We start from the raw sequence: 26,101 nt of genomic DNA, 5'->3' as shown, positions 1-26,101 counted from the left end.
CCCCTCCCCCGCCAGGGCGGGGGAGGGAAGCAGGGCCTACACCTCGCCCCAGACCTCGCGCGCGACCTCGACGCAGCGGGACAGCTTCGCCCACTGCTCCTCCACCGTCAGGGTGTTGCCTTCCTCGGTGGAGGCGAAGCCGCATTGCGGGCTGATCGCGAGCTGGTCGAGCGGCGCGTGCCTCGCCGCCTCCTCGATCCGGCGCTTCAGCAGGTCCTTGCTCTCCAGCTCGCCCCGCTTCGAGGTGACGAGGCCGAGCACCACCGTCTTGCCCTTCGGCAGGAAGCGCAGCGGCGCGAAGCTGCCCGACCGTTCGTCGTCGTATTCCATGAAGTAGGCGTCGACGTTGATGCGGTTGAACAGCACTTCCGCCACCGGGTCGTAGCCGCCGGACGCGATGTGCATCGAGCGGAAGTTGCCGCGGCAGAGATGCATGGACACCACCATGTCGGCCGGCCGCGCATCGATGGCGCGGTTGATCATGGTGGCGTATTTCTCCAGCAGCCCCTCCACCTCCTCGCCGCGGGCCTTCAGGCCGGCGATCTGCTCGGGGTCGCAGAGATAGGCGATGTTCACCTCGTCGAGCTGGAGGTAGCGGCAGCCCGCCTGCGCGAAATCCGCCACCGCATCGGCATAGGCCTGGCCGAGATCGGCGAAGAAGCCGTCCATGTCCGGATAGGTGTGCGTGTCCACCGCGCGGCGCCCGCCGCGGAAATGCAGCACGGAAGGCGAGGGGATGGTGATCTTCGGCGTGGCCCCACCGGCATTGGCGTGCACGAAGCGGTAGTCCGGCACGAAGGGGTGCGGGACGTAGCGGATGCGGTCCTTCACCTTCAGCCCGTACGCCTTGGTCTGGCCGCCCTTGAACTGGATGCCCTGGTCGCTCTCGTACATCTCGACGCCGCCGAGCTTCGCGAGGAAGTCGAAATGCCAGAAGGCGCGGCGGAACTCGCCATCCGTCACGGCCTTCAGGCCGATCTCCTTCTGCTTCGCGATGGCGTCGCGGATGCAGCGGTCCTCGACGGCGCGCAGCGCCTCGGCGGTCATCGTGCCGGCGGCCTGCGCGGCGCGGGCCTCGCGCAGTTCCATCGGGCGCAGCAGGCTGCCGACATGGTCGGCGCGGAAGGGTGGCTTGCCGTCGGGCATGGGTGCGTGTCCCTAGTGAGTGGCGAGGCCGAGATGCGTCTCGAGCAGCGCCGGGTTGTGAAGCAGGTCGCGCGAGGATGCGGCCGCGGCGACGCGGCCGCGTTCCAGGATCACCGCGCGGTCGGTGACGGGCAGGATCTGCCGCGCATGCTGCTCGATCAGGATCGCCGCCGTGCCGTCGTCGCGCACGATGCGGCGGATGGCGGCGAGCAGCGCCTGGACGATGACGGGTGCGAGGCCTTCCAGCGGCTCGTCCAGCAGCAGCAGGCGGGGGTTCAGCATCAGCGCGCGGCCGATCGCCAGCATCTGCTGCTCGCCGCCCGAAAGCTGGCTGCCGAGGTTGCGGCGGCGCTCGGCAAGGCGCGGGAACAGCGCGAAGACGCTGCGCAGGTCGTGGCGGCCGGGGCGCGCCACGGCGGTCAGGTTCTCCTCGACGGTGAGGGAGCGGAAGACGTTCCGCTCCTGCGGGACCCAGCCCAGGCCGAGCGCCGCGCGGCGTTCCGGCGGCAGCCGGTCGAGCGGCACGCCGCCGAGCCGGATCGTGCCGCCGCGCTGCCGCGCCACCCCCATCAGCGCCGAGACCAGCGTCGTCTTGCCCGCGCCGTTCCGGCCGAGCAGCGCCACCGCCTCGCCCTCCGCCACCGCCAGCGACACGCCGTCCAGCACGATGCCCCCGCCCCAGCCCGCGGACAGCGCCTCGACCGAGAGCAGGTCAGCCATCCGCGGCCTCCCCCAGATAGGCCTCGCGCACGCGGGGGTCGCGGGCGACGGCGTCGGGCGCGCCCTCGGCCAGGACCGTGCCGAAGGCGAGCACGGTGATGCGCTCGGCGAAGCGGAAGACCAGGTCCATGTCGTGCTCGATCAGCAGCACCGCGACGTCGGACGGCAGGGCGGCGACGGCGTCCATCACCTCCCGGCTCTCGGCGGGCGGGACGCCGGCGGCGGGCTCGTCCAGCAGCAGCACGCGCGGGCGGCAGGCCAGGGCAAGGGCGATCTCCAGCAGGCGCTGCCTTCCATAGGGCAGGTCGGAGGCGGGGCGCGCGCTGTCGGCCTCCGGGAAATGCAGCCCGGCCAGCAGGCGCGCGGCCTCGTCCCGCAGCCGCGCCATGCCGCGCAGCGGCCGCCACCAGGTCGCGCCCGCGCCCTCGCGCTCGGCGATGGCGAGCGTGACGGAATCGAGCGGCGTGAGGTCGGGGAAAAGCTGGTTCACCTGGTACGTGCGCGCCAGGCCACGTCTTGCGCGGAGGTGCTGCGGCAGGCCGGTGACATCCTCCCCCAGCAGCGAAACCCGGCCCGAGGACGGCGCGAGCGCCCCGGCCAGCAGGTTGACGAAGGTGGTCTTGCCCGCGCCGTTCGGCCCGATCAGCGCATGGCGCGCGCCGGGCGCGAGGGTGAAGTCCACGCGGTCCACCGCCGTGAAGCCGCCGAAGCGGCGCGTCAGCCCGCGGGTCTGGAGCGCGCTCACCGCCGCCGCCCCGCGATGCGCCGCAGCAGCCCGACCAGGCCGCCGCGCCCGGCCAGCGCCAGCGCCACCAGCGCGATGCCCAGCCAGAACTGCCAGAACAGCGGGCTCGCCTCCGACAGGGCGTGGTGCGCCACCGTGAAGGCCGCGGCGCCGAGCAGCGCGCCGTAGAGGCTGCCGAGCCCGCCCAGCACCAGCATCAGCAGCCCTTCCGCCGAACGCTGGAAGGACAGCGCGTCGAGCGAGACGAATTGCGTGGTCTGCGCCAGCAGCGCGCCCGCCACCCCGGCATAGGCGGCCGAGATGGCGTAGGCCGCCGCCAGCCGCGCCTTCACCGGCACGCCGAGCGCGGCGGCGCGCCGCGCATTGCCGCGGATGCCGCGCAGCGACAGGCCGAAGGGGGAGGCGACCAGCAGCCGCGCCAGCAGGAACAGCAGGAACAGCACCGCCAGGCTGTAGAGATAGGCGGTGCGGCCGTAGAGGTCGAAGCGGAACAGGCCGAGCAGCGGCCAGACCTCCACCCCTTGCAGCCCATCCGCGCCGCCAGTCAGGAAGGCCGCCTTGTTCGCCGCCTCGTAGAGCATCAGCGACAGGCCGAGCGTCACCATCAGCCCCGCCAGCTCCCCCGCGCGCAGCACCAGCGGGGCCGTCAGCAGCCCGCCCAGCCCGGCGAGGAGCGCGGCGAGCAGCAGGCCGCTGACCGGCTCCCCCCAGCCCTGCTGCGCCAGGATGCCGGCCGCATAGGCGCCGAGGCCGAAGAAGGCCGCATGGCCCAGCGTGACCACCCCCGCATAGCCCACGATGAGGTCGAGCGAGAGCGCGAAGAGCGCCGCGATGGCGATGCCCGACAGCAGCGGCAACTGGTCGGGGAAGGCGAAATACGCGCCGGCGGCCGCGGCCCAGGGCAGCGCATGGAGCAGCACGCGCATCACGCCGCCTTCTTCAGCAGGCCCTGCGGGCGCAGCAGCAGCAGCACGACCATCGCCGTGTAGATCACGAAGGCGCCGACCTCCGGCACGTAGTACTTGCCCAGCACGTCGACGACGCCGAGCAGGATGGCCGCGACGAATGGCCCGATCACCGTGTTGGTGCCGCCTACCGCCACGACGATCAGGAAGTAGACCATGTATTTCAGCGGGAAGGTCGGATCGAGGCCCAGCACCTCCACCCCCAGCGCGCCGCCGAGCCCGGCCAGCCCGGAGCCGAGCGCGAAGGTCAGGGAGAAGATGCGCGGCACCGGCAGGCCCATGCCGCGCGCCACCACGCCGTCATCCACCGCCGCGCGCAGCCGCGCGCCGAAGCGCGTGCGGACCAGCCCGAAATGCAGCGCCGCCACGATCGCCCCGCAGACGGCGATGAGGAAGATGCGGTAGCGGCCGAGGCCGATCCCCGCGAATTCCACGCGCCCCGACAGCCAGGGCGGCAGCTGGATCAACTGCTGCCGGGCGCCCATGAACCAGTCCACCGCCGCGCCGAGGATGAAGACGAGGCCGATGGAGAACAGCACCTGTTCCAGGTGGTCGCTGCGGTAGATGCGGACATAGAGCGTGCGTTCCAGCAGCAGCCCCAGCGCCGCCGCGGCCGCCGTCGCGCCCAGCAGCGCCAGCGGGAAGGGCACGCCCAGCCGGTTCAGCAGCACCACGCAGACATAGCCGCCCACCATGCCGAAGGCGCCATGGGCCAGGTTGACCACGTTCATCAGCCCGAGCGTGACCGACAGCCCGACGGCGAGGACGAACAGGAGCATCCCGCTCGCCACGCCATCGAGGAAGACGCTGGCGAAGGCGGCCACGCGCCCTCAGCCCTCGTCGCGCACCTGCGCGACCTTGTCGAACTCGATGTTCCAGATCTGCCCGTCGCGGCGTTCCGCGCGGCGGATGTAGATGTCCTGCACCACGTCGCGGCTGTTGGCGTCGATGGTCATCGGACCGCGCGGGCTGGTCCAGGACAGGCCCTTCGCGGCCGCCACCAGCCTCTCGCCGTCGTCGCTGCCGCCGGTGCGCGCCAGCATCTCCGCGACCAGGTGCATCCCGTCGCGTCCGCCGACGGACATGAAGTTCGGCCGCAGGTTCGGCGCGACGCCGCGGAAGGCCTCGACATAGGCGCGGTTCTCGGCGCTGTCATGGGCGGCGGAGTAGTGGTGCGAGGTGACGGCGCCGATCACCGCGTCGCCCATGTCGTTCAGGATGTCGTCGTCCAGCACGTCGCCGGTGCCGATCAGCCGCACGCCGGCGGCGGGCAGGCCGCGTTCGGCGAACTGCTTGGTCAGCGCCGCGCCCTCGCCCGAGGGGACGAAGATGAACAGCGCCTCCGGCGCCGCGTCGCGCACGCGCTGGAGGAAGGGGGCGTAGTCCGGGTTGCGCAGCGGCGTGCGCAGTTCGAGCGTGACGCGCCCGCCCGCGCGGGTGAAGCGGTCCTTGAAGACGCGCTCCGCGTCCAGGCCCGGGGCGAAGTCCGTCACCAGCGTTGCGACGTTGCGGATGCCGTTGCGCGCCGCCCATTCGGCCATCGGCGCGGTCGCCTGCGGCAGGGTGAAGGAGGTCCGCAGGATGAAGGGGGACCGCTGCACGATCACGCTGGTGGCGGCCGCCATCACCACCATCGGCAGCTTCGCCTCGGTGGCGATCGGGGCGGCGGCCAGCGCCAGCGGCGTCAGCCCGAAGCCGGCCAGCGCGCGGACGCGTTCGCGCACCGCCAGTTCCTGCGCGTGGCGGCGCGTCACGTCAGGCGCGGTGCCGGTGTCGTCCCGCAGCAGGATCTCGACGCGGCGGCCGCCGAAGCTGTCGCCGTGCTGGCGCAGATAGGTGCGGATGCCGGCTTCCACCTGCCGCCCGGTGCTGGCGAAGGGGCCGGTCATCGGCAGGATCAGGCCGATGCGGAAGACAGCGCCCTGGGCGCGGACCGCGGGGGCCGCCAGCAGCGTGGCACCGGTGCCGAGCGCGAGGCCGCGGCGCGTGATCCTGGTCATGCTGTTCCTCCATCCGCCCTGGCGGTTCCGCCGGGCACCTTCACCGTGTCCATGGCAGCCCGGCGCCGCGGCGCCAAGTCACGACCGCTCACATGGGCTGGATGCCGCGGGCGCGCACCACCTCGCGCCAGCGGGGGATCTCGGTCTCGACCAGGCGGGCGAATTCCGCGGGGGTGGAGGCGACGGGCTCCACCCCCATCTCGCCCATGCGCGATGCCGTCTCGGGCTGGAAGACCACCGCGTGCACGTCCTGCTGCACCTGCTCCACGATCGCGCGCGGCGTGCCGGCCGGCGCCACCAGGCCGATGACGGAATAGGCGGCGACCCCCGGATAGTCCTGGTTCATGCGGGGAATCGCCTCGAAGCCCGGGATCGGGTCGGCGGAGGAGGTGGCGACGACGCGCAGCCGCCCGGCTTCCACCTGCGGGCGGGAGGAGTGCCAGGGGTCGAGCTGCAGCGCCACGCGCCCGCTGGTCACGTCTGCCACCGCCGGCGCGCCGCCCTGGTAGGGCACATGCACCAGGTTGGCGCCGGATTCGGCGGCCAGCATCTCCATGATCATGTGCATCACCGTGCCGACGCCGGGCGTCGCGACGCTGAGCCCGCCGGGCGTGCGCTTCGACAGCTCCACCACCTCCCGCAGGGTGCGGGCGGGCAGGTCGTTGTTGGCCAGCAGCGCCACATGGGCGCGCGCCACCTGGGTGATGTGGGCGAAGTCGCGCAGCGTGTCGTAGGGCAGGTCGCGCCGCAGCGACGGGTTGACGGTGTGCGCGCTGATGACGAAGCCGAGCGTCGTGCCATCCGGCGCCGCGCGCGCCACCGCCTGGGTGCCGACGATGGTGCCCGCGCCGCCCCGGTTCTCGATCACCACGGATTGCCGCCAGCGCGCCTGCAGCCTCTCGGCCACGAAGCGCGCGACGATGTCGGTGGCGCCACCGGGCGGGAAGGGCACGATCACCCGCACCGGCCGGTCGGGGAAGGCGGCCTGCGCCCGCGCGATGCCGGGGGCCGCGAGCGCCCCGATGCCAGCCGCCAAGATGCCGCGACGCTTCATCCAACCCTCCCGGAAGGTGCTTTGCCGGCCTTCTTATCCGGCGCGATTCGTGCAAGTAAACCGTCGAACCGCGCGGCCAGCCTTGCCGCCGCGCGAAAGATGGGCGCGGCGCGGCCTTTGGACACCCTGCTCAACATCCGGGCCTTCCTGGCCACCGCCCGCGCCGGGTCCTTCAGCGCCGCGGCGCGGGACCTCGGCGTCGCGCCCTCGGTCGTCATCAAGCGCATCAACCGGCTCGAGGACCAGATGCGGGCGCGGCTGTTCCACCGCTCCACCCGCCGCCTGGCCCTGACGGAAGCGGGGGAACGCGCCCGCCCGCGCTACCACGCCATCCTCGCCGAGATCGAGGAGGCGCTGTCCGGCGGCGCCGGCGCGGCGGGCGGCATCGAGGGGCACCTGCGGGTCAAGGCGCCGACCACCTTCGGCATCCTCCACCTCGGCGCCATCCTGTCCGACTTCCAGATCGCGCATCCCCGCGTGACGGTGGAGATCGTGCTGGTGGACCGCAGCGTGAACCCGGTGGAGGAGGGGTTCGACCTCGCGCTCGGCGCGCTGCCCGTCTCCTACGCGCATGTGGTGGACGAACCGCTCTGCCCCTTCCCGCGGCTGCTCTGCGCCGCGCCCGGCTACCTCGCCCGGCGGGGGGAGCCGCGGCATCCCTCCGACCTGCCGGACCATGACTGCCTGACCTACCTCGCCACCGGCACCACCTGGTCCTTCGCCAGCCCGCGCGGGCCGGTCAGCGTGGATGTGCGGCCGCGCTTCAGCGCCAATGACAGCCAGGTGCTGCTGGGCGCGGTGCGCCGCGGCATCGGCATCGCCGTGCTGTCGCGCGACGTGGTGGCGCCGGCGCTGGCGGAAGGCGCGGCCGTGCCGCTGCTGCCGGATTTCCCGGTGGCACCGCTGTGGCTGAAGGCGCTGGTACCGGAAGGGCGGATCGGCCGCGCGCCGGTGCGGGCGCTGCTCGCCTGGCTGAAGCAGCGGCTGGAGGGCTTCGGCGCCTGATGTGGTTGGCGTCAGGCGCCGGTCCCGCGCCGGGCGGGGCGGGTCGCGCCTCATACCGGCCGGCGTTGAAGGTGATCCGATGGCGGCGGGCGAAGCTCGCCGAGCCGCCGGATGGCGGCCGCCGCATCTGCGGCGAAGCCAAGGGCGGCGGATGCGGCCCGCCCGGCGTCTGAGGGGCGTGAATGTGTCAGCATTCACGCCGGTCAGTATCAGACGCGGCGCTTCGTCACCTCCACCAGCCCCGCATCCGCATCCACCACCAGGTGGTCGCCCGTCTCGATCACCGAAAGCGGGTCCTGGTCCAGCTCCGTCATTGCCGGCACCCGCAGCACCACGGCGCCGAGCGCGACCTTGGTGGTCATGCGGTTGAACAGCAGCGCCCGCGGCGCCTTGCCGGCCAGCCGGGCCAGGTGGAAGTAGTGCGACCAGGCGGAACTGCCCTTGGCGCCGGGGAAGACCAGGATCTTCCCCGCGAAGCTCTGCCCAGCCAGCTCGTGCCGGCGTTCGATGATCCGGCCCTCCCGCGGGTCCATCCCGCCCCAGCCGGAGATGGTGTCCCGCGTCACCAGCGCCTCGCCCTCCGCGCGGCCGGGCGTGACCTTGCGGCCGCGCAGGATCAGCATGGCGCGCGCCCGTTCCAGTGGCCGGTCACGGCGGCGTCCACGCACTCCTCCACGCTGCCGAACCAGCACTGCACGCCGGCGATGGCGGGCAGGTAGTGCGCCTGCTTGGCGCTGTCGGTCGCGACCACCTTCGCCCCCTTCGGCAGGATGCGGGAGATGGCGGGGCAGGTGTCGGACATCAGCTGCCCGCCGGCCGCGCGGATGGCATCCCCGTGGCCGCTCGCCTCCGCCACCTCGGCCAGCGCGCGCGGCGCGAAGACCCAGAGCGCGGAGGAGGCGGAGATGCGCCGCCCCTCCAGCGCGCGCACGACGCGCAGAACCTGCTCCACCGAGTTGTGGGGGCAGCCGAGCATGACGAAATCCACCGCCCGGTCGCGCGCCGAGCCGTTCAGCGCCGCATGGGCCCAGGCGCGTTCGGCCGCGCCGTAGCGCAGCGTCGCGACGGGGGGCCTGCCGCGCAGGGCCGCGTCGCGGTCCGGCGCCTCGGGCGTGGTGCCGGGGATGTGGTACATCTCGACCCCGCCGGAGGAAGCCGCGGCGGCGCCGAAATGCTTGAGGTGGATCAGCGAGGGGCGGCCCGCGACGCGCCCCTCCACCACCGGGATTGCATCCTGCACCGCTTCACCGACCCAGTAGCCCAGCAGGCCCCAGTCCAGCATCTCGGGCGGGACATCGACCTCGACCTGCACCAGATGCGTGCCCGCGCGGTTCTCCGGCAGGTGCAGGCCCCAATAGGGGATGCGGCGGGTCAGCGCGGCGGCGCCGGTGCTCTCCCGCCCCTCCGTGTTGGTGCGCGCGCCGCAGACGGCGTTGGCGTAGACGACGGCGGAGGATTCCATCCAGGCCAGGTGCTCCCCCAGCACCGGCACGACGCCGACCTGGTAGGGCGTGCAGGTCGCGTGCATGGCGACGCCGCGCGCGCCGAAATGCCGCTCCCCCGCCTCGTTCAGGGCCGCGATCCCGGGCGCGATGCCCATGACGTCGGGGCGCCTGCGGTCGAGCCCGCCGATCAGCTGGCAGGCCAGCGTCTCCATCGGCGGCACCTCCACCACCTCGTCGCTGTCGAGGTTGAATTCGGAGAAGACGGCGTCCATGCCGCGCGCGGCGTAGTCCCGCACGATGGGGTTGGCGACGCTCCAGGTGCCGGCGACGCTGCCGGTCTCCACCAGGCGCTCGGCGCCCAGCGCCTCGCCGTAGCGGACCAGCAGTTCCATCGCCTTGCGATGCGCGGGGCCCTTCGCGCCGTCCAGCATCGCCTTCTCGGCATCGGTGAGGTGCATCAGGCGTATCTCGGGCCTTCGCCCTCGACGTTGTCGCGCACCCGCGCGACCAGCGCGGCGGTGTCGATCTGCTGCACGCTGCCCGCCCCGGCGAGGTCCAGCGCATGGGCGGCCGCGATGCCCATCGCCATGCCCGGCCCCATCACGCGGACCGAGGAGAGCGCGGCGGCGTCGCCGTCGATGCAGCGGCCGGCGGCGACCACGTTCTCGGCCTCGGCGGGCACCAGTGCGCCGAAGGGGACGTAGTGCATGTGCTCGGGCGGGAAGGGCTGCCAGATGTAGCCTTCCGCATGGCTGTGCAGCTCGATCGGCCAGGCGGTGCGGGCGATGGCGTCGTCGAAGCGCGTGCCGTCGCGCACCTGCTGCACGGTCAGCTGCTGCCGGCCGACGATCCAGCGCGTCTGGCGGATGCCGGGCTGGCCATAGGTGCGGATGCGCGCGCGCCCGAAGGCGTCGGGATATTCGCCCTTGAGGAAGGCGACCGCCTTATCCGCATGGTGCCGCCCTTCGAGCGAGGTGGCGGAGAAGGCCAGCGGCTCCAGCGGCGTCTCGATATGCGTCATGTTGACCAGGGCGATGCCGCGCCCGACGAAGGGGAAGGCGAAGCCGTCGCGGCGCAGCATGCCGTATCTCGGCGCCATCGCGTGCTGGTGGGCGGCCAGTTCCTCCCGCGTCGGCAGCGCGGCCTCGTTGACGTGTTCCAGCACCACCATCTGCGTGCCGTAGATCGGGCCGTCGCCGAATTCGCGGCAGGCGAAGCCCGCCTGCCAGCACAGCGCGGCATCGCCCGAGGCATCGACGAAGCCCTGCGCGCGCACGCGCACGTCGCCGCAGCGATGGGCGAAGCGGATCTCCCGGATGCGGCCCTGGCCTTCCACATCCACCTCCCGCATCACCGCGCCGAGCAGCACGGTGATGCCGGCGTTGCGCACCGCCTCTTCGATCCAGCGGGCCAGCGCGATCTCGTCGTACAGAACCACCTTGTGCGGCGGGCCGCGGCGCCAGTGCAGCGCGCCCTGCGCGTCGAGGTCGCGGAGGATGTCGTCGGCGATGCCGCGGGTCAGCTGGTAGCCGTCGAAGCCGTTGGAGAACAGGCCGGCGAACAGCCCGATGACGGAATTCACCGCCTGCCCGCCCAGCGTCGGCAGGCTGTCCGCCAGCACCACGCGCCGGCCGAGCCGCGCCGCGGTCAGCGCCGCCGCCACGCCTGCGATGCCGGCGCCCACCACGCAGAGATCGGCCTCCACCAGCGTCGGCGCGGCCGCCGGGGGCCGCCGCACGGTCCGGGTCGCCGTCGAGGGCTCCGCCTGCACCGCCATGACCTCTCCTCCCCCATTTCGTCGCGCTGGGGTATTCCCTCCGCTGGCGAGGAAGCAAGCCCCCAGGTGGCGGCGCAGCTTTCGCGAAACGCGAAAGATGGCCGCGCCGCCTGATGGGTGCCTTCCCCTCCCGGCAGGCGTTACAAGGGACCATGGAGGAACGACGCGTGACGCATGACCTGGCCGGCGCCGTGGATTGCGACCTGCACCCGGACCTGCCGCCGGTGGCCGCCCTGCTGCCCCATCTCGACGGCCACTGGGCCGATGCGATGGTCGAGCGCGGGATCGAGAGCCTGGAGACGGCGAGCTACCCGCCGAATGTCCCGCTGACCGCCCGGCCCGACCGGCGCCCCCTGCTGGGGACCGGGGTGGAGGGGCTGCGGGGCGCGACGCTGGACGCCTGGGGTCTCTCGGCCGGCATCCTGAACCCGCTGTTCGGCGCGCATCTCGTCTTCAACGCCGACATGGCGGTGGCGCTGTGCCGGGCCTTGAACGACTGGGTGGCGTCGAACTGGCTGGACCGCGATGCGCGGCTGCGGGCCTCCATCGTTATCCCCCTGCAATCCGTGCCCGACGCGGTGGCGGAGATCGAGCGCCTTGCCGCCGATCCGCGCTTCGTGCAGGTGCTCGTGCCGGCGATGGGGGAGGTGCCCTATGGCCGCCGCTCGCTCTGGCCGGTGTGGGAGGCCTGCGCCCGGCACGGGTTGCCCCTCGGCATCCATGCCGGCAGCGCCTACCGCCATCCGCCGACCTCGCTCGGCTGGCCGTCCTACTTCGCCGAGGACTACGCGGCGCAGTCGCTCGGCTTCCAGGCGCAGCTCGGCAGCCTCATCACCGAAGGGGTGTTCCAGCACCTGCCGGAGCTGAAGGTCGTGCTGATCGAGAGCGGCGTGACCTGGCTGCCGTCCTACCTGTGGCGGCTGGCCAAGTTCTGGCGCGGGGTGCGGAGCGAGGTGCCCTGGCTGCGGGAGAGCCCGGCCGAGGTGGCGCGCCGCCATGTCCGCCTGACCATCGCGCCCTTCGACGCGCCGGAGGATGCGGCGGTGGTGGCGCGGCTGATGGACCAGCTGGGCGGCGAGGAGATGCTGCTCTTCGCCTCCGACTGGCCGCACTGGCAGTGGGACGGCGCGGCGCCGCCGCTGCCGGCGGGCATCCCCGCCGACGTGGCGCGGCGGCTGATGCAGGACAACCCACGCGCCACCTATCCACGCCTGTCCCAGATGGTGCCGGCATGAACGAGCAGCTTCCCACCACCCGCGCCGAGACGGTGAGGGCCAGCCGCACGCCGCTGGTGGATTGCGACATCCACCCGCGGCTGCGCCAGCCTTCCGACCTGAAGCCCTACATGTCCGCGCGCTGGTGGGACCACCACGTCACCTACGGGCGGCGCGTGCGGCACGGCTTCGCCAAGGGCCATCCCTATCCGAAGGCGCATCCGGTGGACGGGATGCGGCGCGACAGCTTCCCCCCCGACGGATCGATGCCGGGCAGCAGCCTCGACTTCATGCGGTCGCAGTATCTCGACCCCTGCGGGGTCACGCATGGGGTGATGAACGTGCTGTCCCCGACCGGCGCGGGGGAGAGCAACCTCGACTATTCGGCTGCGCTGGCGAGCGCGGCGAATGACTGGCAGCTGGACGCCTTCGCCCACCGCGACCCGCGGCTGCACGCCTCCATCTGCGTCCCCTACGAGGATGCGGAGGCGAGCGTGCGGGAGATCCGCAGGCGCGCCGCGGACCCGCATTTCTGCCAGGTGCTGCTGCTGTCCCGCACCGCGGAAGCCCTGGGCCGGCGCCGCTACTGGCCGATCTACGCCGCGGCCGAGGAGGCGGGGCTGCCGGTCGGCATCCATGTCTTCGGCTATTCGGGCCACGCCGCGACCAGCACGGGCTGGCCGAGCTTCTACATCGAGGAGATGGCGGAGCACGGCTCCTCCTGCTCCGCGCTGCTGACCTCCTTCCTGTTCGAGGGCGTGTTCGAGCGCTTCCCGCGGCTGAAGCTGGTGCTGGTGGAGGCGGGCTTCGCCTGGCTGCCCTCGCTCGCCTGGCGGCTCGACCGCGCCTGGGCGCGCAACCGGGCCGAGGTGCCGCACATGACCCGCCCGCCCTCCGAGGTGCTGAAGGCGCATGTCTGGGTGACGACGCAGCCGATGGAGGAGCCGGACCCGCCGAAGCCGGCGCATCTGCTGGACACGATGGGCTGGATCGGCTGGGACCGCATCATGTTCGCCTCCGACTACCCGCACTGGGACTTCGACGACCCGGACCGCGCCCTGCCGCACATGCTGGACCCGGCGGCGAAGGCGGCGATCCGGCACGGCAACGCGGAAGCCGTCTACCGCTTCGCGCGGGGGCGGTGATGGCGAAGCACGTCGTGGCCCGCGCGGCCGAGATCCCGCCCGGCCAGCGCAGGCTGGTCCGCATCGGCGAACGCGCGATCGTGGTGTTCAATGTCGGCGGCGAGTTCTTCGCGCTGAACGACCGCTGCCCGCATGGCGGCGGCAGCCTGGCCTGCGGCGTGCTGACCGGCCTGGTCGAGAGCGACGCGCCCGGCCGCTACAGCTATTCCCGCAGGGGCGAGATCCTGCGCTGCCCCTGGCATGCCTGGGAGTTCGACATCCGCACCGGACGGTCCGTCTGCGACCCGCGCCGGATGAAGGTGCGGCAGTGGCCGGCGCAGGTGGAGACCGGCGCGGCGCTGGCGCAGGAGGGATATGTGGCGGAGACCTTCCCCGTCTCGGTCGAGGACGAGTACGTCGTGGTCGAAGCTTGAAGCCCGCCCCGCGGCGGGGATAGATGGCGGCAAGGTGCAATCGATTGCGCCGCCATGAGGGAACGGGGTCCAGCCATGACCGACACGCCGCCGGGCCGACGCGCCCTGCTCTCCGCCACCGCGCTCGCCACCCTCGCCGTGGCGCTGCCCGCGGGGCGCAGCGCCATCGCGCAGCAGGCGGCCGCCGCGCCCGCGCGCCCCATCCTGGTCCGCGGCGCGCGCATCCTGTCGATGGACGCCGCGACCGGCGACCTGCCGCGGGGCGACATCCTGGTGGAAGGGGGCGTGATCCGCGCCGTCGCGCCCTCCATCGACGCCGCGGATGCGCTGGTGGTGGACGGCGCCGGCCGCATCGCCATGCCTGGCCTGGTGAACGGCCACATCCACCTGGCGCAGACGATGCAGCGCGGCCTGTCGACCGAGCATTCCTTCGTCACCTATTTCCAGCAGATCGTGCTGCGCCATTCCAACCGGATGACGCCGGATGACGTGAAGCTGGCCGACCATGCCGGCGGGCTGGAGCAGATCGCCGCCGGCACCACCACCGTGATGGACTGGTCGCGGGAGACGGTGTCGCCCGACCACGCCGATGCGGCGGTGGAGGGCATCGCCGCGGCCGGCATCCGCGCCATCCTCGCCTACACCACGCCGCCGGTGCCGCAGGGCGGGGATGCGGCCGCGCTCAACGCGCGGATGATGGCGCATGCGCGCGCGCTGATGGGCGGACGGCTGCCCTCCCTCATCGGCCTCTGGACCTGCCTGCAGGGGCCGGACTTCCTGCCGCTGGAACCTGCGGTCGCCGACATGCGCCGCCTGGCGGAGCTTGGCGTGCCGGTCGCCATCCACACCGGCGCCGCGCACTACGCCAACCGCAAGCCGCGGCTGCTGGCCCAGCTCGACGCCGCCGGGCTGCTGAACGAACGGCTGCAGGTCGTCCACGCCAACCTGCACGAGGAGGACGAGTACCGCCTGGCCGGCGGCAAGGGCGTGATGATGTGCGCGACGCCGGAGGTGGAGATGCGGATGGGCCACGGCCAGCCCGCGATGTTCAGGGCGGCGGCGGCGGGGATGCGCGTCTCGGTCGGGACCGACATCCCCTCGATGGTCGGCGGCGGGGTGCTGCCGCAGCTTCGCATCGCGCAGGCGGCGGAACTGCACCGCATCAACCTCGCGGCCGTGGCGGAGACGCGGCAGGTGCCGACCACCCCCGCCGTCACCGCGCGGCGGATGCTGGAATTCGGCACCATCGGCGGCGCGGCGGGGCTCGGCCTGGACCGCGTCACCGGCAGCCTCGCGCCCGGCAAGCGCGCCGACCTCATCCTCGTCCGCACCGACACCGCGCTGGCCGCCCCGGTCAGCGACCCCGCGGGCGCTGTGCTGCTGCAGGCCGGCGCGGGCGAGATCGACACCGTCATCGTCGATGGCCGCATCCGCAAGCATGAGGGCCGGCTGGCCGACCCCGACGCGGCGGCGGTCTTCACGCGGCTGCAGGCGCGGGCGGAGGAGATGGCGGAGGCCGCGCGGCGCGGGTGACATGCCCGCGCCCCGGCTTGCCCGGGGCGCGGCGCTGCGGCACGGTCGCGCCGGCGTGAAGGGGGTTCTTGCGATGCGCGTTCGGAACGGGCTGGCGTGCCTGCTGGTGGCCGGTGGCCTCGCCGGTCCTGCCCTGGCGCAGCAGCGTGGCCAGCCCGCGCCCCCGGCGCCCCCGCCCGCGGCCCTGCCTTCCGAGGCGGAGCGCAGCACCGCGAGCTTCGGCGACTGGACCGTCCGCTGCGAACGCCTGCCCGGCCCGCCGCCGCGCCGGCAATGCGAGATGACGCAGACCGTGCAGACGCAGGGCCAGCAGGGGACGCAGCCGCAGCCCGTGGCGCAATGGGCGGTCGGCCGCACCGCGCCGGGCGAGCCCTTCCGCTTCGTCGTGCAGCTGCCGGTGAACCTCGCCTTCGCCACGCCCGCGCGCGTGGTGGCGGATGGCGACCCGGCGGTGGGGCTGAACTTCGCGCGCTGCCTGCCCATCGGCTGCTTCGCCGAGGCGACGCTGGGCGAGGAGGCGCTGCGCCGGCTGCGGGCCCGCAACCCCGACCAGCCCGGCCGGGTGGAGTTCCGCGACGCGGCGGACCGGGAGATGCAGTTCCCGCTTTCCTTCCGCGGCTTCGCCCAGGCGCTCGCGGCGCTGAACGCGCCCTGACGCCGCCGCGCCGGCGTAACCTTCGGCGCGGCGCCGCGTTCACCCCGGCATGACCCGCGCCGCCGATCCCGACCCGCCGCCCCAGCTTCCGGGCCTGCCGCCGCTGACGCCGGAGCAGGTGCCGACCGAGGCGCCCGCGGCGCCGCCGCCGGGCGAGTTGCCCGGCCTGCCGCCGCTGCCGCCCGAAGCGCCGCCGCCCGCGCCGCCCGGGCCCAACCCGGAACTGCCCGGCCTGCCGCCGACGCCCCCCGAGGGTCCGCCCGCCGCCCCGCCCGGGCCGGGGCCCGAGCTTCCCGGCCTGCCGCCCACGGCGCCGCAGCCCGCCGGGCCGGGCCCGGAACTGCCGCCGGCGGTGACGCCGACGGAAATGCCCTCCATCTCGCCGCCGGGGCCGGAGATGCCGGCCCCGATGGCGTGACGGATCACGCCGTCCGCGGCAGCCGGCCTTCCAGCGGGTAGGCCGGGTCGTTGTAGCCCGGCGTGCTGGGATGGCCGGGCGGCACCAGGCTGTCCACCAGCGCCTCGTCCTCCGCGGTGAAGCGGTAGTCGAGCGCGGCGACATAGCCCATCCACTGCGCCTCGGTCCGCGGGCCGGCGATGGGGGCGGTGACCAGGCGGTTGTTCATCACCCAGGCGACCGCGAACTGCACCGGCGTGATGCCGCGCGATTCGGCATGCGCCTTCAGGGTCTGCGCGATCCGCAGGCTTTCCGGCCGCCATTCCGTCTCCATCATCCGCTTGTCGGCGCGGCCGGCCCGCGTCTCGGGGTCCGGCTTCGCGTCGGGGGCGTATTTCGCGGTCAGCACGCCGCGGGCCAACGGCGAATAGGGCACGACGCCCAGGCCGTAATGGGCGCAGGCGGGCAGGTGCTCCACCTCCGGCATGCGGTTCAGCGCGTTGTAGTAGGGCTGGCTGACCACCGGGCGGTCGATGCCGAGCGAATCGCAGATCCGGCAGATCTCCGCCACCCGCCAGGCGCGGTAGTTGGAGACGCCGAAATAGCGCAGCTTGCCGGCGCGGATCAGGTCGCCAAGCGCGTGCACCGTCTCCGCCAGCGGGGTGTCGTGGTCCTCCTTGTGGAGGTAGAGGATGTCGATGGCGTCGAGGCCGAGCCGCCGCAGGCTGCCCTCCACCGCATCCACGCAGTGCCGCCGCGACAGGCCGCGGTCGTTCGGGCCGCGGCCCATCGGGTTGGCCAGCTTCGTCGCCACCACCCACCAGCCGCGGTTGGGCTTCACCAGCCGGCCCACCACCTCCTCCGACGCGCCGCCATTGTAGGCATCCGCCGTGTCGATGAAGTTGATGCCGATGGAGCGCGCATGGTCGGTGATGCGCGCCGCCGCCGTCTCCTCCGTCGCGCCGCCGAACATCATCGTGCCGAGGCAGAGCGGCGAGACCTTCAGGCCGCTGGCGCCGAGCTTGCGGTATTCCATCGGGCATTTCCCCTGGCTGTTCGTCCCGCGCAGTCTGCACGGCACGGAGCGCGCGGCAATTCGCTTGCGTGACGGCGCGGAATCTTTCTTGCTTGCAACCAGGCATGAGGCCACCACCGGGAGACCACCGCATGATCCGCCGCCGCCACCTCCTCGCCGCCGGCACCGCGCTTGCCGCGGCACCGCTCGCCGCGCCCGCGCTCGCCCAGGCGCCCTGGCCGGCGCGGCAGATCCGCCTGGTGGTGCCCTACCCGCCGGGGGGGGCGAGCGACATCGCCGGGCGGCTGCAGGCGCAGGTGCTGCAGGAGGGGCTCGGCGTGCCGGTGGTGGTGGACAACCGCGCCGGCGCGGGCGGCACCATCGGCACCGCGCATGTCGCGCAATCCGCGCCCGATGGCTACACGGTGATGATGGCCAGCCCGTCGAGCCATCTCGGCGCGCCGCTGTTGTTCAAGACGCCGGGCTACGAGGGCGTGGACGACTTCACCGCCATCGCCACCTTCGCCACCGGCACCGCCATGGTCTGCGTGAACCCGCGCCTGCCCATCCACAGCATCCAGGACCTGGTCACCCATGCGCGGGCCAATCCGGGGCGGCTGAACTACGGATCGGCCGGGGCGGGCGGCGCGAACCACATGCTCGGCGTGCTGTTCATGCAGCGCACGGGGGTGGAGCTGACGCATGTGCCCTATCGCGGGGCGGCGCCGGCGCTGGCGGACCTGATCGCGGGCAACATCCAGGTCGTGTTCGACAGCTTCTCCGGCGTCATCCCGGCGGTGCGGGCGGGGCAGGTGCGGGCGCTGGCGGTGACCAACCCGACGCGCTGGCCGCTCGCGCCCGAATTCCCGACGGTGCAGGAAGGGGGCGTGGCGGATTACGACCTGCCGAGCTTCTCCGCCGTGATGGGCCCCCGCGGCATCCCGGAGCCGATCGTCGCGCGGATGAACGCCGTCATCAACGAGGGGCTGAAGAACCCGCAGCTGGTCGAACGCCTCGCCGCCAACGGCAATGCGCCCTATCCGTCGACGCCGGCCGAATTCGCGGCGCTGATGCGCGCGCAGCGGACGGTGTGGCAGGAACTGGTGCGCGCGACCGGCCTGCAACCCGAATAGGGCGAAAGGGCCGGCCGGACAGGCCGGCCCCGTCAGCCGGCCGGCAGCGGCGCCAGTTCGGCCGGCGTGATGGTCCAGGCCGCGCCACCCGCCGGCGGCTCCATCCGCAGCGGCAGGGCGTTCGGCGTCCGCACATTCGCCTCCAGCCCGCAGGCCTGGCGGAGCGCGCGGAACAGCGCGCCATGCGCCACCACCAGCACCGGCGCCGGGCGGGCCAGCGCCCGGTTCACGCCGCGCACCGCGCGGTCGCGCAGCCCGGCGAAGGTCTCGGCGCCCTTCGGCGTGTAGGTGCCGGCGATCCAGTCGTCGTACCAGTCGCCCATCGGCAGGCCTTCCTGCTCGCCAAAATTCACCTCCTGCAGGTCGGCATCGGTCTCGACCGGCAGGCCGATCGCCTCCGCCGCGATCTCCGCCGTGCGGAGCGCGCGCATGAGGGGGGAGGCGACGATGCTGGCGATGCCGAGCGGCGCGAGGGTGGCCGCCGCGCGCCGCGCCTGCACCAGCCCCACCGCGTTCAGCGGGATGTCGGTGCGGCCCTGCGACAGGCCCTGCGCGTTCCAGTCCGTCTCGCCGTGGCGGAGGAACCAGAAGGGGGTGGGGTGGAGCGTCATGCCGCCGCGCCCCGACGTCAGGCCGCCAGCCCTTCCTGCGCCAGCGTCCGCTGCACCGCCGGCCGCGCCAGCATCGCCCGCAGATGCGCGTCGAGCTTCGGCGGCAGCGTCATGCCGCTGCGGCGCGCGGCCCAGTATTCCACGAAGAACAGCGCCGTGTCGGCCACCGAATAGCCCGAGGGCAGCACCCATTCGCCGCCCTGCCAGCCGTCCTGCAGCACGTCGAAATACTTCGCGGCAAGCTGCTTGCCCATCTCCACCGTCTTCGGCACGTCCTCCTCGCGCAGGGCGAAGTTGGCGGGGCGGAACTGCCGCGTGAAGCCCTGCGGGTGGATGGTGCCGCAGACATAGTCCAGCATCTCCATGCAGCGCGTCTCGCCCTCCAGGTCGGCGGGGATCAGCTTCGCGTCGGGGTTGGACTTGGCCAGCCAGGCGGCGATCACCGGGTATTCCGTCAGCGCGCGGCCGTCGCCGCGGTCCAGCGCCGGCACCTTCGACTTCGGGTTCACCGCCTTGAATTCGGGCTGGTGCTGCGCGCCGTCCTTCAGCGCGACGAGCGACAGCTCATACGGCTTGCCGATCTCCTCGAGGATGATGTGGATGCCGACCGAGCAGGCGCCGGGCGAGTAGTAGAGCTTCATGGATCGTCCCTCCGGGGTTGGCGCGTTTGTAGGGGCCGGCGCGGGGCCTCGCCAGCCCCCCTTGCCAGGGCGCGCCGCGCGCTGCATGGCGGTGGCCGAGGAGGACCGCCATGACATCCCGCAGACGCCTGCTTGCCGCGACCGGCGCCGCGCTCGCCCTGCCGCGGATCTCGGCCGCGCAGGAAGGCTTCCCCTCGCGCAGCGTCACCATCGTGGTGCCCTTCCCGCCCGGCGGCGGGACGGATGTGCTGGCGCGCATTCTCGGCCAGCATTTCCAGGAAGCCTGGCGTCAGCCGGTGGTCACGGAGAACCGCGGCGGCGGCGCGGGCCGCATCGGGATGCAGATCGTCCAGCGCGCGCAGCCGGACGGCCACACGCTGATGGTGACCTCCACCGGCGGCATGATGGGGCTGGCCGGCGCCGAGCACCGCTTCGTGGTGCGCGAGCACCTGACGCCGATCACCCTCGTCGCCGCGCCTGCCTATGTGGTCGCGATGCATCCCGGCGTCGGCGCGCGCAACGTGGGGGAACTGATCGCGCTCGCGAAGTCCCGCCCGCCCGGCCATTTCACCTTCGGCAGTTCCGGCACCGGCGCGGCAAGCCATCTGGCGGCGGAACTGTTCGCCTCAATGGCGGGGATCGAGATGCTGCACGTCCCCTATCGCGGCACCGGCCCGGCGCTGACCGACCTGGTGGCGGGCCGCATCCACCTGATGTTCGCCCCGCCCCAGACGGTGGCGAGCGCGGTGGCGGCCGGGCAGGTCGTGAACCTGGCGGTCACGTCGGAGCGCCGGACCGCCCTGCTGCCGGGCCTGCCCACCGCGGCGGAAAGCGGCCTGCCGGGCTATTCCGCCGTGGGCTGGTTCGGGCTGTTCGCGCCGCGCGGCGTCCCGCCCGCCATCGCGGAGCGCATCGCCGCGGACGCCGCCCGCGCCCTGACCCTGCGCGAGACGCGGGAGAGGATGGCCGGCCTCGGCGCCGAGCCGGAGCCGATGACGCCCGACGCCTTCAGCGCCTATGTGGACGCCGACATCGCCAAGTGGCAGAGCGTCGTGCGTGAGCGCAACATCACCCTGGAGTAGCCGCGCGCGATGATCCGGTTGGCCACCTTCCTCTCGAAGGGCGATGTGCGCCCGCGGCTCGGCGCGGCGGAGGGGGAGACGCTGCGCGACCTCACGGCCGCGCATGGCGCGGATCTCGACATGCGCCGCGCGCTGGCGCTGCCGGCGGAGGAGCTGCGCGCGGCGATCGCCGCGGCGCCGCGGCGGCTGGCGCTGGCCGATGTCCACCTGCTGCCGCCCATCCCCGACCCCGGGAAGATCTTCTGCGTCGGCAAGAACAGCAAGGTCCACCGCGCGGAACTGGTGCGCGAGGGCATGCTGAAGGAGGACCCGCAGGAGCCGACCGGATTCGTGAAGCTGCGCGAGGTGATGGTGGGCGACGGCGCGCGCGTGGCGCGGCCCGAGGGCATCACCACCTTCGACTACGAGCCGGAGCTTGCCTTCATCGTCACGAAGCGCGCCTTCCAGGTGCCGCGCGAACGGGCGCGGGACCATGTCGGCGGCATCACCGTGCTGAACGACCTGACGGCGCGGGAGATCCAGAAGCAGGAAGTCGCGTCGGGCACCAAGTTCTGGGTGTCGAAGAACATGCCCGGCTTCTGCCCGGTGGGCCCCTTCGCGGTGCCGATGGCCGAGATCGCGGACCCCTACGACCTGTGGCTGACCTGCGAAGTGAACGGGCAGCAGCGCCTGCGCGTCAGCACCGACGAATACATCCACCGCATCGAGGGCATCATCGCCTTCTTCACCCGCTTCATGCCCTTCGAGCCCGGCGACGTGATCGCCACCGGTGCCCCGCGCGGCACCGCGATCGGCCACCCGAACGCGGCGGAGCTGTACCTGAAGCCCGGCGATGTCTGCGTGGCCGGGCTGGAGGGGGTGATGCGCATCACCACCCATGTCGTCGCGCCGGGGGAGGCGTAGGGGCCCACCTGGCCCCACGCCGGCCGCGGGAAGGGGCGCCGGGCTACAGCCGCCACCGCCGGTGCTGCCACAGCCACTGGCCCGGATGCTCCCGCACCCAGCCCTCGACGATGTCGTTGACCTGCTGCGTCGCCGCCTGGATGTCCACCTGGCCCTTCGCGTCGCGGGCCAGTTCCACCGCCTCGGTCAGTTCCAGGCGGAAGCGGTTGCCGGGCAGGCGGATGGCGCGGGCGCCGTGGATCGGGCAGTCGAAGCGCCGCGCCAGCCGCGCCAGCAGCGGGTTCGCGCTGGCCGTGCGGCCGAGGAAGCGGATCCTCGGCCCGCGGCCGAAACGCTGGTCCACCAGCATGCCGAGATGCAGGCCCCGGTCCAGCGCCTCCATCATGCGGATGGGGGCGGAGACGCCGGCCGGGATCAGTTCCCCCATCACGCCGCTGCGCATCCGCAGCACGTCGCGCGCGATCGCCCGGTTGTTCGGCGTGCGGTAGAGCGCGGCGGAGGGCAGGCCGTGCCGCAGCGCGGCCACCGCCGGCAATTCCCAGTTCGCCAGGTGGGCGGCGAAGAAGATCGCGGGCCGGCCATCCTCCATCAGCCGCGTGAAACGTTCCGCGCTGCCGGGCGCGAGTTCGATCCGGCCGCGTTCGGGATGCGCCGGGTCGTGGTCCCAGAGCGCGCCGAGATGGACGTATTCGCAGGCCGTGCGGCCCAGGTTCTCCCAGCTCTCCCGCAGGATGCGCGCGCGGTCCGCGGCGGGCAGCCCCGGCAGGGCGGCGTCGATGTTCTCCCGCGCGATGCGGTGCGCCGAGGTGAGGGGGCCCAGCATCCGCGCCGCCGCCGCGCCGAGGTTGGACGCCCGGTCGGGCCCGAGCGCGCGGACGAGCGTGAAGGCGCCGCGCACCAGCGCGGCCAGGGATTCGTCGGAGAGGCGGCGGAGGGTGTCGCGCATGGGGTTGCGCGGGTTCTTGCCCGCACCCCGCCCCCTCCCGCAAGCGGGGGAGGGGCGGGGGGCGGCGCGGGCCGCTACAGGGTGACGACGATCTTGCCGAAGACGCGGCGGGATTCCAGCCGTTCCAGCCCCTCCGCGAAGCGTTCCAGCGGCACCACCGTGTCCAGCACGGGGCGGATGCCCTGCGCCATCTTCGCCACGGCGTCGCGGACATTCCCGATCCGGCAGCCGAAGCTGCCGAAGATGTGCAGCTGGCGCTGGAAGATCATCATCAGGTTGGTCTCGGCCGAGACGCCGGAGGTGCTGCCGCAGGTCACCAGCCGCCCGCCCATCCGCAGGCTGAGCAGCGAGGCCGCCCAGGTCGCCGCGCCCACATGTTCGAACACCACGTCCACGCCGCGCTTGCCCGTGACGCGCCGCGCGACGGAGGAGAAGTTCTTTTCGCTGTAGTTCACCGCATGGTCGGCGCCGAGTTCCAGCGCCTTGCGGCACTTCTCGTCATCGCCCGCCGTCGCGATGACGGTGCAGCCCAGCGCCTTCGCCACCCGGATCGCGACGGAGCCGATGCCGGACCCCGCGGCCTGGATCAGCACCGTCTCGCCCGGCTGCAGCTTCGCGTTGTCGAACAGCATGTGCTCGACCGTGCCGAAGGTGACGGTGGAACAGGCCGCATCCTCGAACGGCACGGCGTCGGGCACCTTCACCAGCGTCCGCGCGGGCACGTTCGCCACCTCCCGCGCGAAGCCGTCGATGTGGAAGCCGGCGACGCCCTGGACATTCTCGCACAGGTTGTCGCGGCCCCCGCGGCAGGCGGGGCAGGTGCCGCAGGTGCGCGCGCCATAGGGGGTGGCGCGTTCCCCCACCGCCCAGCCGGTGACGCCGGGGCCGATGGCCGCGACCTCGCCCGACGCCTCGGCGCCCACCACCAGCGGCAGGGTGCGCTGCGCGAAGGCCATGCCCCGCCAGCCCCAGACATCGATGTGGTTCAGCGACACGGCGCGGATGCGCAGCTGCACCTCCCCCTCGCCCGGCGGGGGCGGGGGCGGCAGCTCCTCGAGCCGCAGGTCGCGGTCGCCATGCAGGCGCAAAGCCTTCATCGGCCCGGCTCCCCGCTCAGCACCAGGCAGACATTCTGCCCGCCGAAGCCGAAGCTGTTCGACAGCACATGCGACACCTTCGCGTCGCGCGCGGCGTTCGGCACCACGTCGAGGCTGATGGCCGGGTCGGGCTCGGCATGGTTGATGGTGGGCGGCAGCCTCTGGTCGCGGATGGCCAGCAGGCTGAACGCCGCCTCGATCGCGCCGGCGGCGGACAGGGTGTGGCCGATCATCGACTTGTTCGACGAGATCGGCGGCGCGTCGTTGCCGAAGACGGCGCGCATGCCCAGCGTCTCCATCTTGTCGTTCTCCGGCGTGCCGGTGCCGTGCGCGTTCACGTAGGAGATGTCGGCCGGCCGCAGCCCCGCATCGGTCAGCGCGCGGCGCATCGCGGTGATGATGGCGCCGCCATCCGGGTTCGACCGCGTGCGGTGGAAGCTGTCCGACTTCTCGCCCGCGCCGCGCACCACGCCCAGCACCTTCGCGCCGCGTGCGCGGGCATGGGCCAGGCTTTCCAGCACCAGGCAGGCGGCACCCTCGCTCATCACGAAGCCGTCGCGCGTCCTCTCGAAGGGGCGGGACGCGCGGGTCGGGTCGTCGTTGCGGGTGGACAGCGCCGAGAGGAGGGAGAAGCGGATCAGCGATTCCGCCTGCACCGTGCCGTCCGCCCCGATGGCCACCACCGCCTCCGCCTCGCCGCGCTGGATCGCCTCCACGCCGAGCTGGATGGCCGACGCGCCGGTGGCGCAGGCGGTGCTGATGGCGATGGGCGCGCCGCGGGTGCCGAGATGGGCGGCCAGCCCTTCGCCCACGCCGGCGAAGGCGGCTTCGGGGTAGAGGTCCGGCACCGCGCCGGCGGCTTCCGCCAGCGCGGGATAGCGCGGCTCCGTCGCCGCACGGGCCAGGGCGAAGCGGTGCGGCCATTCCACCTCGACCGGCGGCATGCCGAGCATCAGGGGGCCGGGGAAGCCGCCCGCGCCGCCCAGCCCCGCCTGCGCCAGCGCCTCCTCCGCGGCCATGCGCGCCATGGTGGCGACCCGGCGGGAGGAGACGAAGGGCGCGCCCGCGGCCTCGCCCGGCAGGTCCACCGTGCCGGCGATGGTGGTGCGCAGATGCTCCGTCGGGAAGCGGGTGATGCGGCGGATGCCGGACCGGCCGGCCAGCAGCGCCGCCCAGTTGTCCGCGACCCCGAAGCCCAGCGGCGTGACGAGGCCGAGGCCCGTGACCGCGACCACCGGGCGGCCGGCATGGTCCTTCATGGCTGTTCCCCCGCCGGGATGGCCGACAGATGCGCCAGCGCCTCGCCCCGCCAGGCGGCGAAGCCGGTCACCAGGATGTCGCGCGGCGCGCCTTCGAAGGGGGCTTCCAGCGGCTCCAGCGGGGCGGGGAAGGCGCCGTCGGAGAGCGACAGCGCGGCGAGCGCGATGCTGGCGGGGAAGGTCGCCTCCACCCCCCAGCCGATGCGGCTGCCGGCCGCGCGCACCGCCAGCGGGCGCGTCAGCGCGCCGAGGAACTCGCGTTCCGTCACCGTCGGGCCGGCGACGCCGGTGGCGCCCGAGATCACGGCCAGCCGCCCGTCCCCCAGCGCCGGCGCGATGCGCGCGAAGGCATGGGCGGGGCCGTCGCGGCCGCTGTCCTCCGCCGTGCGGCGCGCCTGGCCGGACACCACGTTGTGCAGCCGCGCCAGCCCCTTCGCGCCGCGTTCCCGCGCGCTGTCCGCCGTCTCCAGCACCAGGAAGGCGCCGAGCGTGCCGGGGATGGCGCCGGGCGCATCCGTGCGCGAGAAGACGGGTGCCCAGCCGCCCCGCCGCAGCAGCCCGCCGGCATGGTACAGCAGCAGCAGGTCCCACCGGGTCGCGACGAAGGCGCCGCCCGCCAGCGCGATCCGCCCGCGCCCTTCCGCCAGGCGCTGCGCCGCGATGCGCACCGCATCCGCGCCCGCCTGCTCCTCCCCCATCAGCGTGCGCGACGCGCCGGTGACGCCGTGGACGATGGAGATGTTGCCCGCCAGCAGGTTGGACAGCTGCGCCAGGAACAGCGTCGGGCGCAGCCCGCCGGCCAGCATCTCGTTCAGCCGCACCGCGGCCTCATCCGGCGGCAGCGCGCCGAGGGCCGCCAGCACGCTCTCGTCGAGCGCGAGGTCGCGCTCCCCGCCGCCGGCGGCGACGATGAGGTCCATCTCCGCCACCAGGCCGCGCGCGCCCGCATCGTCGATGGCGAGCCCCGCGGCATAGGTGCCGAGGCGCTGCCAGGGCTCCATCTGCCGCTGGTCGCCCTTCTTCGGGATCTGCCGGTCGAGTTCCAGCGCCGGGCCGGGGTGCAGCGCGAAGGGCGCGTGGCTCGCGGCGTCGAGCGCGGGCGGCGTGCCGGCGGCAAGCACCGCGCGGTGCGCCTCCCGCCCCTCGCCCGCGCAGGAGACGAGGCCGATGCCCGTCACCCAGATCTCGTTGCTCGGCATG

Annotated in this window: 27 protein-coding genes; 10 read left to right on the top strand and 17 right to left on the bottom strand. The window is 73.4% G+C overall.

From position 1 onward, the window contains the following. Positions 1-36 precede the first annotated feature (36 nt). From ACK8OX_RS15265 to ACK8OX_RS15235, 7 genes are all read right to left on the bottom strand, one after another. Positions 37-1,146: a 5-methyltetrahydropteroyltriglutamate--homocysteine S-methyltransferase gene (locus ACK8OX_RS15265; RefSeq protein WP_430665034.1), complete on the bottom strand. Its 1,110-nt coding sequence runs from the start codon at positions 1,144-1,146 to the stop codon at positions 37-39. 12 nt (positions 1,147-1,158) lie between these two features. Beyond that, positions 1,159-1,866, bottom strand: coding sequence for an ABC transporter ATP-binding protein (locus tag ACK8OX_RS15260; RefSeq protein WP_430665033.1), 708 nt, complete (start codon positions 1,864-1,866; stop codon positions 1,159-1,161). Next, the gene (locus tag ACK8OX_RS15255; RefSeq protein ID WP_430665032.1) at positions 1,859-2,611 is read right to left on the bottom strand and encodes an ABC transporter ATP-binding protein; all 753 of its coding nucleotides are present in this window, start codon (positions 2,609-2,611) and stop codon (positions 1,859-1,861) included. The genes ACK8OX_RS15260 and ACK8OX_RS15255 overlap by 8 nt, the downstream gene beginning before the upstream one ends. Continuing rightward, complete coding sequence (locus ACK8OX_RS15250) at positions 2,608-3,537, bottom strand: branched-chain amino acid ABC transporter permease (RefSeq protein WP_430665031.1); 930 nt, start codon at positions 3,535-3,537, stop codon at positions 2,608-2,610. The genes ACK8OX_RS15255 and ACK8OX_RS15250 overlap by 4 nt, the downstream gene beginning before the upstream one ends. Then, the gene (locus tag ACK8OX_RS15245; protein WP_430665030.1) at positions 3,537-4,400 is read right to left on the bottom strand and encodes a branched-chain amino acid ABC transporter permease; all 864 of its coding nucleotides are present in this window, start codon (positions 4,398-4,400) and stop codon (positions 3,537-3,539) included. Before ACK8OX_RS15245 ends, ACK8OX_RS15250 begins: the two co-directional genes overlap by 1 nt. 6 nt (positions 4,401-4,406) lie before the next feature. Beyond that, positions 4,407-5,576, bottom strand: a complete 1,170-nt coding sequence (locus ACK8OX_RS15240; RefSeq protein WP_430665029.1) for an ABC transporter substrate-binding protein — start codon at positions 5,574-5,576, stop codon at positions 4,407-4,409. Between the two features lie 88 nt (positions 5,577-5,664). Next, positions 5,665-6,630, bottom strand: a complete 966-nt coding sequence (locus tag ACK8OX_RS15235) for a Bug family tripartite tricarboxylate transporter substrate binding protein (protein ID WP_430665028.1) — start codon at positions 6,628-6,630, stop codon at positions 5,665-5,667. A 117-nt stretch (positions 6,631-6,747) separates the two neighbouring features. On the opposite strand from ACK8OX_RS15235, the gene ACK8OX_RS15230 reads away from it, so the two are divergent. Further along, on the top strand, positions 6,748-7,635 hold the full coding sequence (locus ACK8OX_RS15230) for a LysR family transcriptional regulator (protein ID WP_430665027.1): 888 nt from the start codon (positions 6,748-6,750) through the stop codon (positions 7,633-7,635). Between the two features lie 209 nt (positions 7,636-7,844). Here the strand turns inward: ACK8OX_RS15230 and ACK8OX_RS15225 are convergent, their stop codons facing one another. Genes ACK8OX_RS15225 through ACK8OX_RS15215 form a run of 3 tightly spaced genes read right to left on the bottom strand, consistent with a single transcriptional unit; the run spans position 7,845 to position 10,857 of the window. Continuing rightward, positions 7,845-8,258 carry an aconitase X swivel domain-containing protein gene (locus ACK8OX_RS15225; protein ID WP_430665026.1) on the bottom strand — a complete coding sequence of 138 codons (414 nt, stop codon included), beginning with the start codon at positions 8,256-8,258 and terminating at the stop codon, positions 7,845-7,847. Continuing rightward, positions 8,252-9,538 carry an aconitase X gene (locus ACK8OX_RS15220; protein ID WP_430665025.1) on the bottom strand — a complete coding sequence of 429 codons (1,287 nt, stop codon included), beginning with the start codon at positions 9,536-9,538 and terminating at the stop codon, positions 8,252-8,254. Before ACK8OX_RS15220 ends, ACK8OX_RS15225 begins: the two co-directional genes overlap by 7 nt. Beyond that, positions 9,538-10,857: an FAD-dependent oxidoreductase gene (locus ACK8OX_RS15215; RefSeq protein ID WP_430665024.1), complete on the bottom strand. Its 1,320-nt coding sequence runs from the start codon at positions 10,855-10,857 to the stop codon at positions 9,538-9,540. Before ACK8OX_RS15215 ends, ACK8OX_RS15220 begins: the two co-directional genes overlap by 1 nt. Before the next feature lie 152 nt (positions 10,858-11,009). Here ACK8OX_RS15215 and ACK8OX_RS15210 point away from each other — a divergent pair, with 152 nt between their 5' ends. From ACK8OX_RS15210 to ACK8OX_RS15185, 6 genes are all read left to right on the top strand, one after another. Then, positions 11,010-12,092, top strand: a complete 1,083-nt coding sequence (locus tag ACK8OX_RS15210; RefSeq protein ID WP_430665023.1) for an amidohydrolase family protein — start codon at positions 11,010-11,012, stop codon at positions 12,090-12,092. After that, entirely contained in the window at positions 12,089-13,216 is a 1,128-nt protein-coding gene (locus ACK8OX_RS15205) for an amidohydrolase family protein (protein ID WP_430665022.1), read from the top strand. The genes ACK8OX_RS15210 and ACK8OX_RS15205 overlap by 4 nt, the downstream gene beginning before the upstream one ends. Continuing rightward, on the top strand, positions 13,216-13,629 hold the full coding sequence (locus ACK8OX_RS15200) for a Rieske (2Fe-2S) protein (RefSeq protein WP_430665021.1): 414 nt from the start codon (positions 13,216-13,218) through the stop codon (positions 13,627-13,629). Before ACK8OX_RS15205 ends, ACK8OX_RS15200 begins: the two co-directional genes overlap by 1 nt. A gap of 75 nt (positions 13,630-13,704) precedes the next feature. Continuing rightward, on the top strand, positions 13,705-15,162 hold the full coding sequence (locus ACK8OX_RS15195; RefSeq protein ID WP_430665020.1) for an amidohydrolase family protein: 1,458 nt from the start codon (positions 13,705-13,707) through the stop codon (positions 15,160-15,162). Between the two features lie 73 nt (positions 15,163-15,235). After that, the gene (locus tag ACK8OX_RS15190) at positions 15,236-15,817 is read left to right on the top strand and encodes an invasion associated locus B family protein (RefSeq protein ID WP_430665019.1); all 582 of its coding nucleotides are present in this window, start codon (positions 15,236-15,238) and stop codon (positions 15,815-15,817) included. A 49-nt stretch (positions 15,818-15,866) separates the two neighbouring features. Beyond that, a complete protein-coding gene (locus ACK8OX_RS15185; protein ID WP_430665018.1) occupies positions 15,867-16,235 on the top strand; it encodes a hypothetical protein in 369 nt (122 codons plus the stop codon). 4 nt (positions 16,236-16,239) lie between these two features. On the opposite strand, the gene ACK8OX_RS15180 is transcribed toward ACK8OX_RS15185, so the two are convergent. Beyond that, entirely contained in the window at positions 16,240-17,250 is a 1,011-nt protein-coding gene (locus ACK8OX_RS15180) for an aldo/keto reductase (RefSeq protein ID WP_430665017.1), read from the bottom strand. A gap of 131 nt (positions 17,251-17,381) precedes the next feature. On the opposite strand from ACK8OX_RS15180, the gene ACK8OX_RS15175 reads away from it, so the two are divergent. Beyond that, positions 17,382-18,362 (top strand): Bug family tripartite tricarboxylate transporter substrate binding protein, encoded by a 981-nt coding sequence (locus ACK8OX_RS15175; RefSeq protein WP_430665016.1) that lies wholly within the window; start codon positions 17,382-17,384, stop codon positions 18,360-18,362. A 32-nt stretch (positions 18,363-18,394) separates the two neighbouring features. Here the strand turns inward: ACK8OX_RS15175 and ACK8OX_RS15170 are convergent, their stop codons facing one another. Beyond that, positions 18,395-18,973, bottom strand: coding sequence for a histidine phosphatase family protein (locus ACK8OX_RS15170; RefSeq protein WP_430665015.1), 579 nt, complete (start codon positions 18,971-18,973; stop codon positions 18,395-18,397). A 17-nt stretch (positions 18,974-18,990) separates the two neighbouring features. Next, positions 18,991-19,614, bottom strand: a complete 624-nt coding sequence (locus ACK8OX_RS15165) for a glutathione S-transferase family protein (protein WP_430665014.1) — start codon at positions 19,612-19,614, stop codon at positions 18,991-18,993. A 110-nt stretch (positions 19,615-19,724) separates the two neighbouring features. Here ACK8OX_RS15165 and ACK8OX_RS15160 point away from each other — a divergent pair, with 110 nt between their 5' ends. After that, positions 19,725-20,696 (top strand): Bug family tripartite tricarboxylate transporter substrate binding protein, encoded by a 972-nt coding sequence (locus tag ACK8OX_RS15160; RefSeq protein WP_430665013.1) that lies wholly within the window; start codon positions 19,725-19,727, stop codon positions 20,694-20,696. 9 nt (positions 20,697-20,705) lie between these two features. Continuing rightward, the gene (locus ACK8OX_RS15155) at positions 20,706-21,599 is read left to right on the top strand and encodes a fumarylacetoacetate hydrolase family protein (protein WP_430665012.1); all 894 of its coding nucleotides are present in this window, start codon (positions 20,706-20,708) and stop codon (positions 21,597-21,599) included. A gap of 43 nt (positions 21,600-21,642) precedes the next feature. On the opposite strand, the gene ACK8OX_RS15150 is transcribed toward ACK8OX_RS15155, so the two are convergent. The 4 genes from ACK8OX_RS15150 to ACK8OX_RS15135 all read right to left on the bottom strand — a co-directional run bounded on the left by ACK8OX_RS15150 (position 21,643) and on the right by ACK8OX_RS15135 (position 26,100). After that, positions 21,643-22,545: a lipid A biosynthesis lauroyl acyltransferase gene (locus ACK8OX_RS15150; protein ID WP_430665011.1), complete on the bottom strand. Its 903-nt coding sequence runs from the start codon at positions 22,543-22,545 to the stop codon at positions 21,643-21,645. A gap of 74 nt (positions 22,546-22,619) precedes the next feature. Beyond that, positions 22,620-23,642 carry a zinc-binding dehydrogenase gene (locus tag ACK8OX_RS15145; RefSeq protein ID WP_430665010.1) on the bottom strand — a complete coding sequence of 341 codons (1,023 nt, stop codon included), beginning with the start codon at positions 23,640-23,642 and terminating at the stop codon, positions 22,620-22,622. Next, positions 23,639-24,901: a beta-ketoacyl synthase N-terminal-like domain-containing protein gene (locus ACK8OX_RS15140; protein ID WP_430665009.1), complete on the bottom strand. Its 1,263-nt coding sequence runs from the start codon at positions 24,899-24,901 to the stop codon at positions 23,639-23,641. The genes ACK8OX_RS15145 and ACK8OX_RS15140 overlap by 4 nt, the downstream gene beginning before the upstream one ends. Next, entirely contained in the window at positions 24,898-26,100 is a 1,203-nt protein-coding gene (locus ACK8OX_RS15135) for a beta-ketoacyl-ACP synthase (protein ID WP_430665008.1), read from the bottom strand. The genes ACK8OX_RS15140 and ACK8OX_RS15135 overlap by 4 nt, the downstream gene beginning before the upstream one ends. Between the last annotated feature and the right edge of the window lies 1 nt (position 26,101).

Origin of the sequence: Falsiroseomonas sp. CW058, assembly GCF_050563535.1 — a bacterium.
Lineage (GTDB): Bacteria > Pseudomonadota > Alphaproteobacteria > Acetobacterales > Acetobacteraceae > Falsiroseomonas.
The sequence above is the reverse complement of the archived record's forward strand: the minus strand, read 5'-3'. Positions and strand labels throughout refer to the sequence as shown.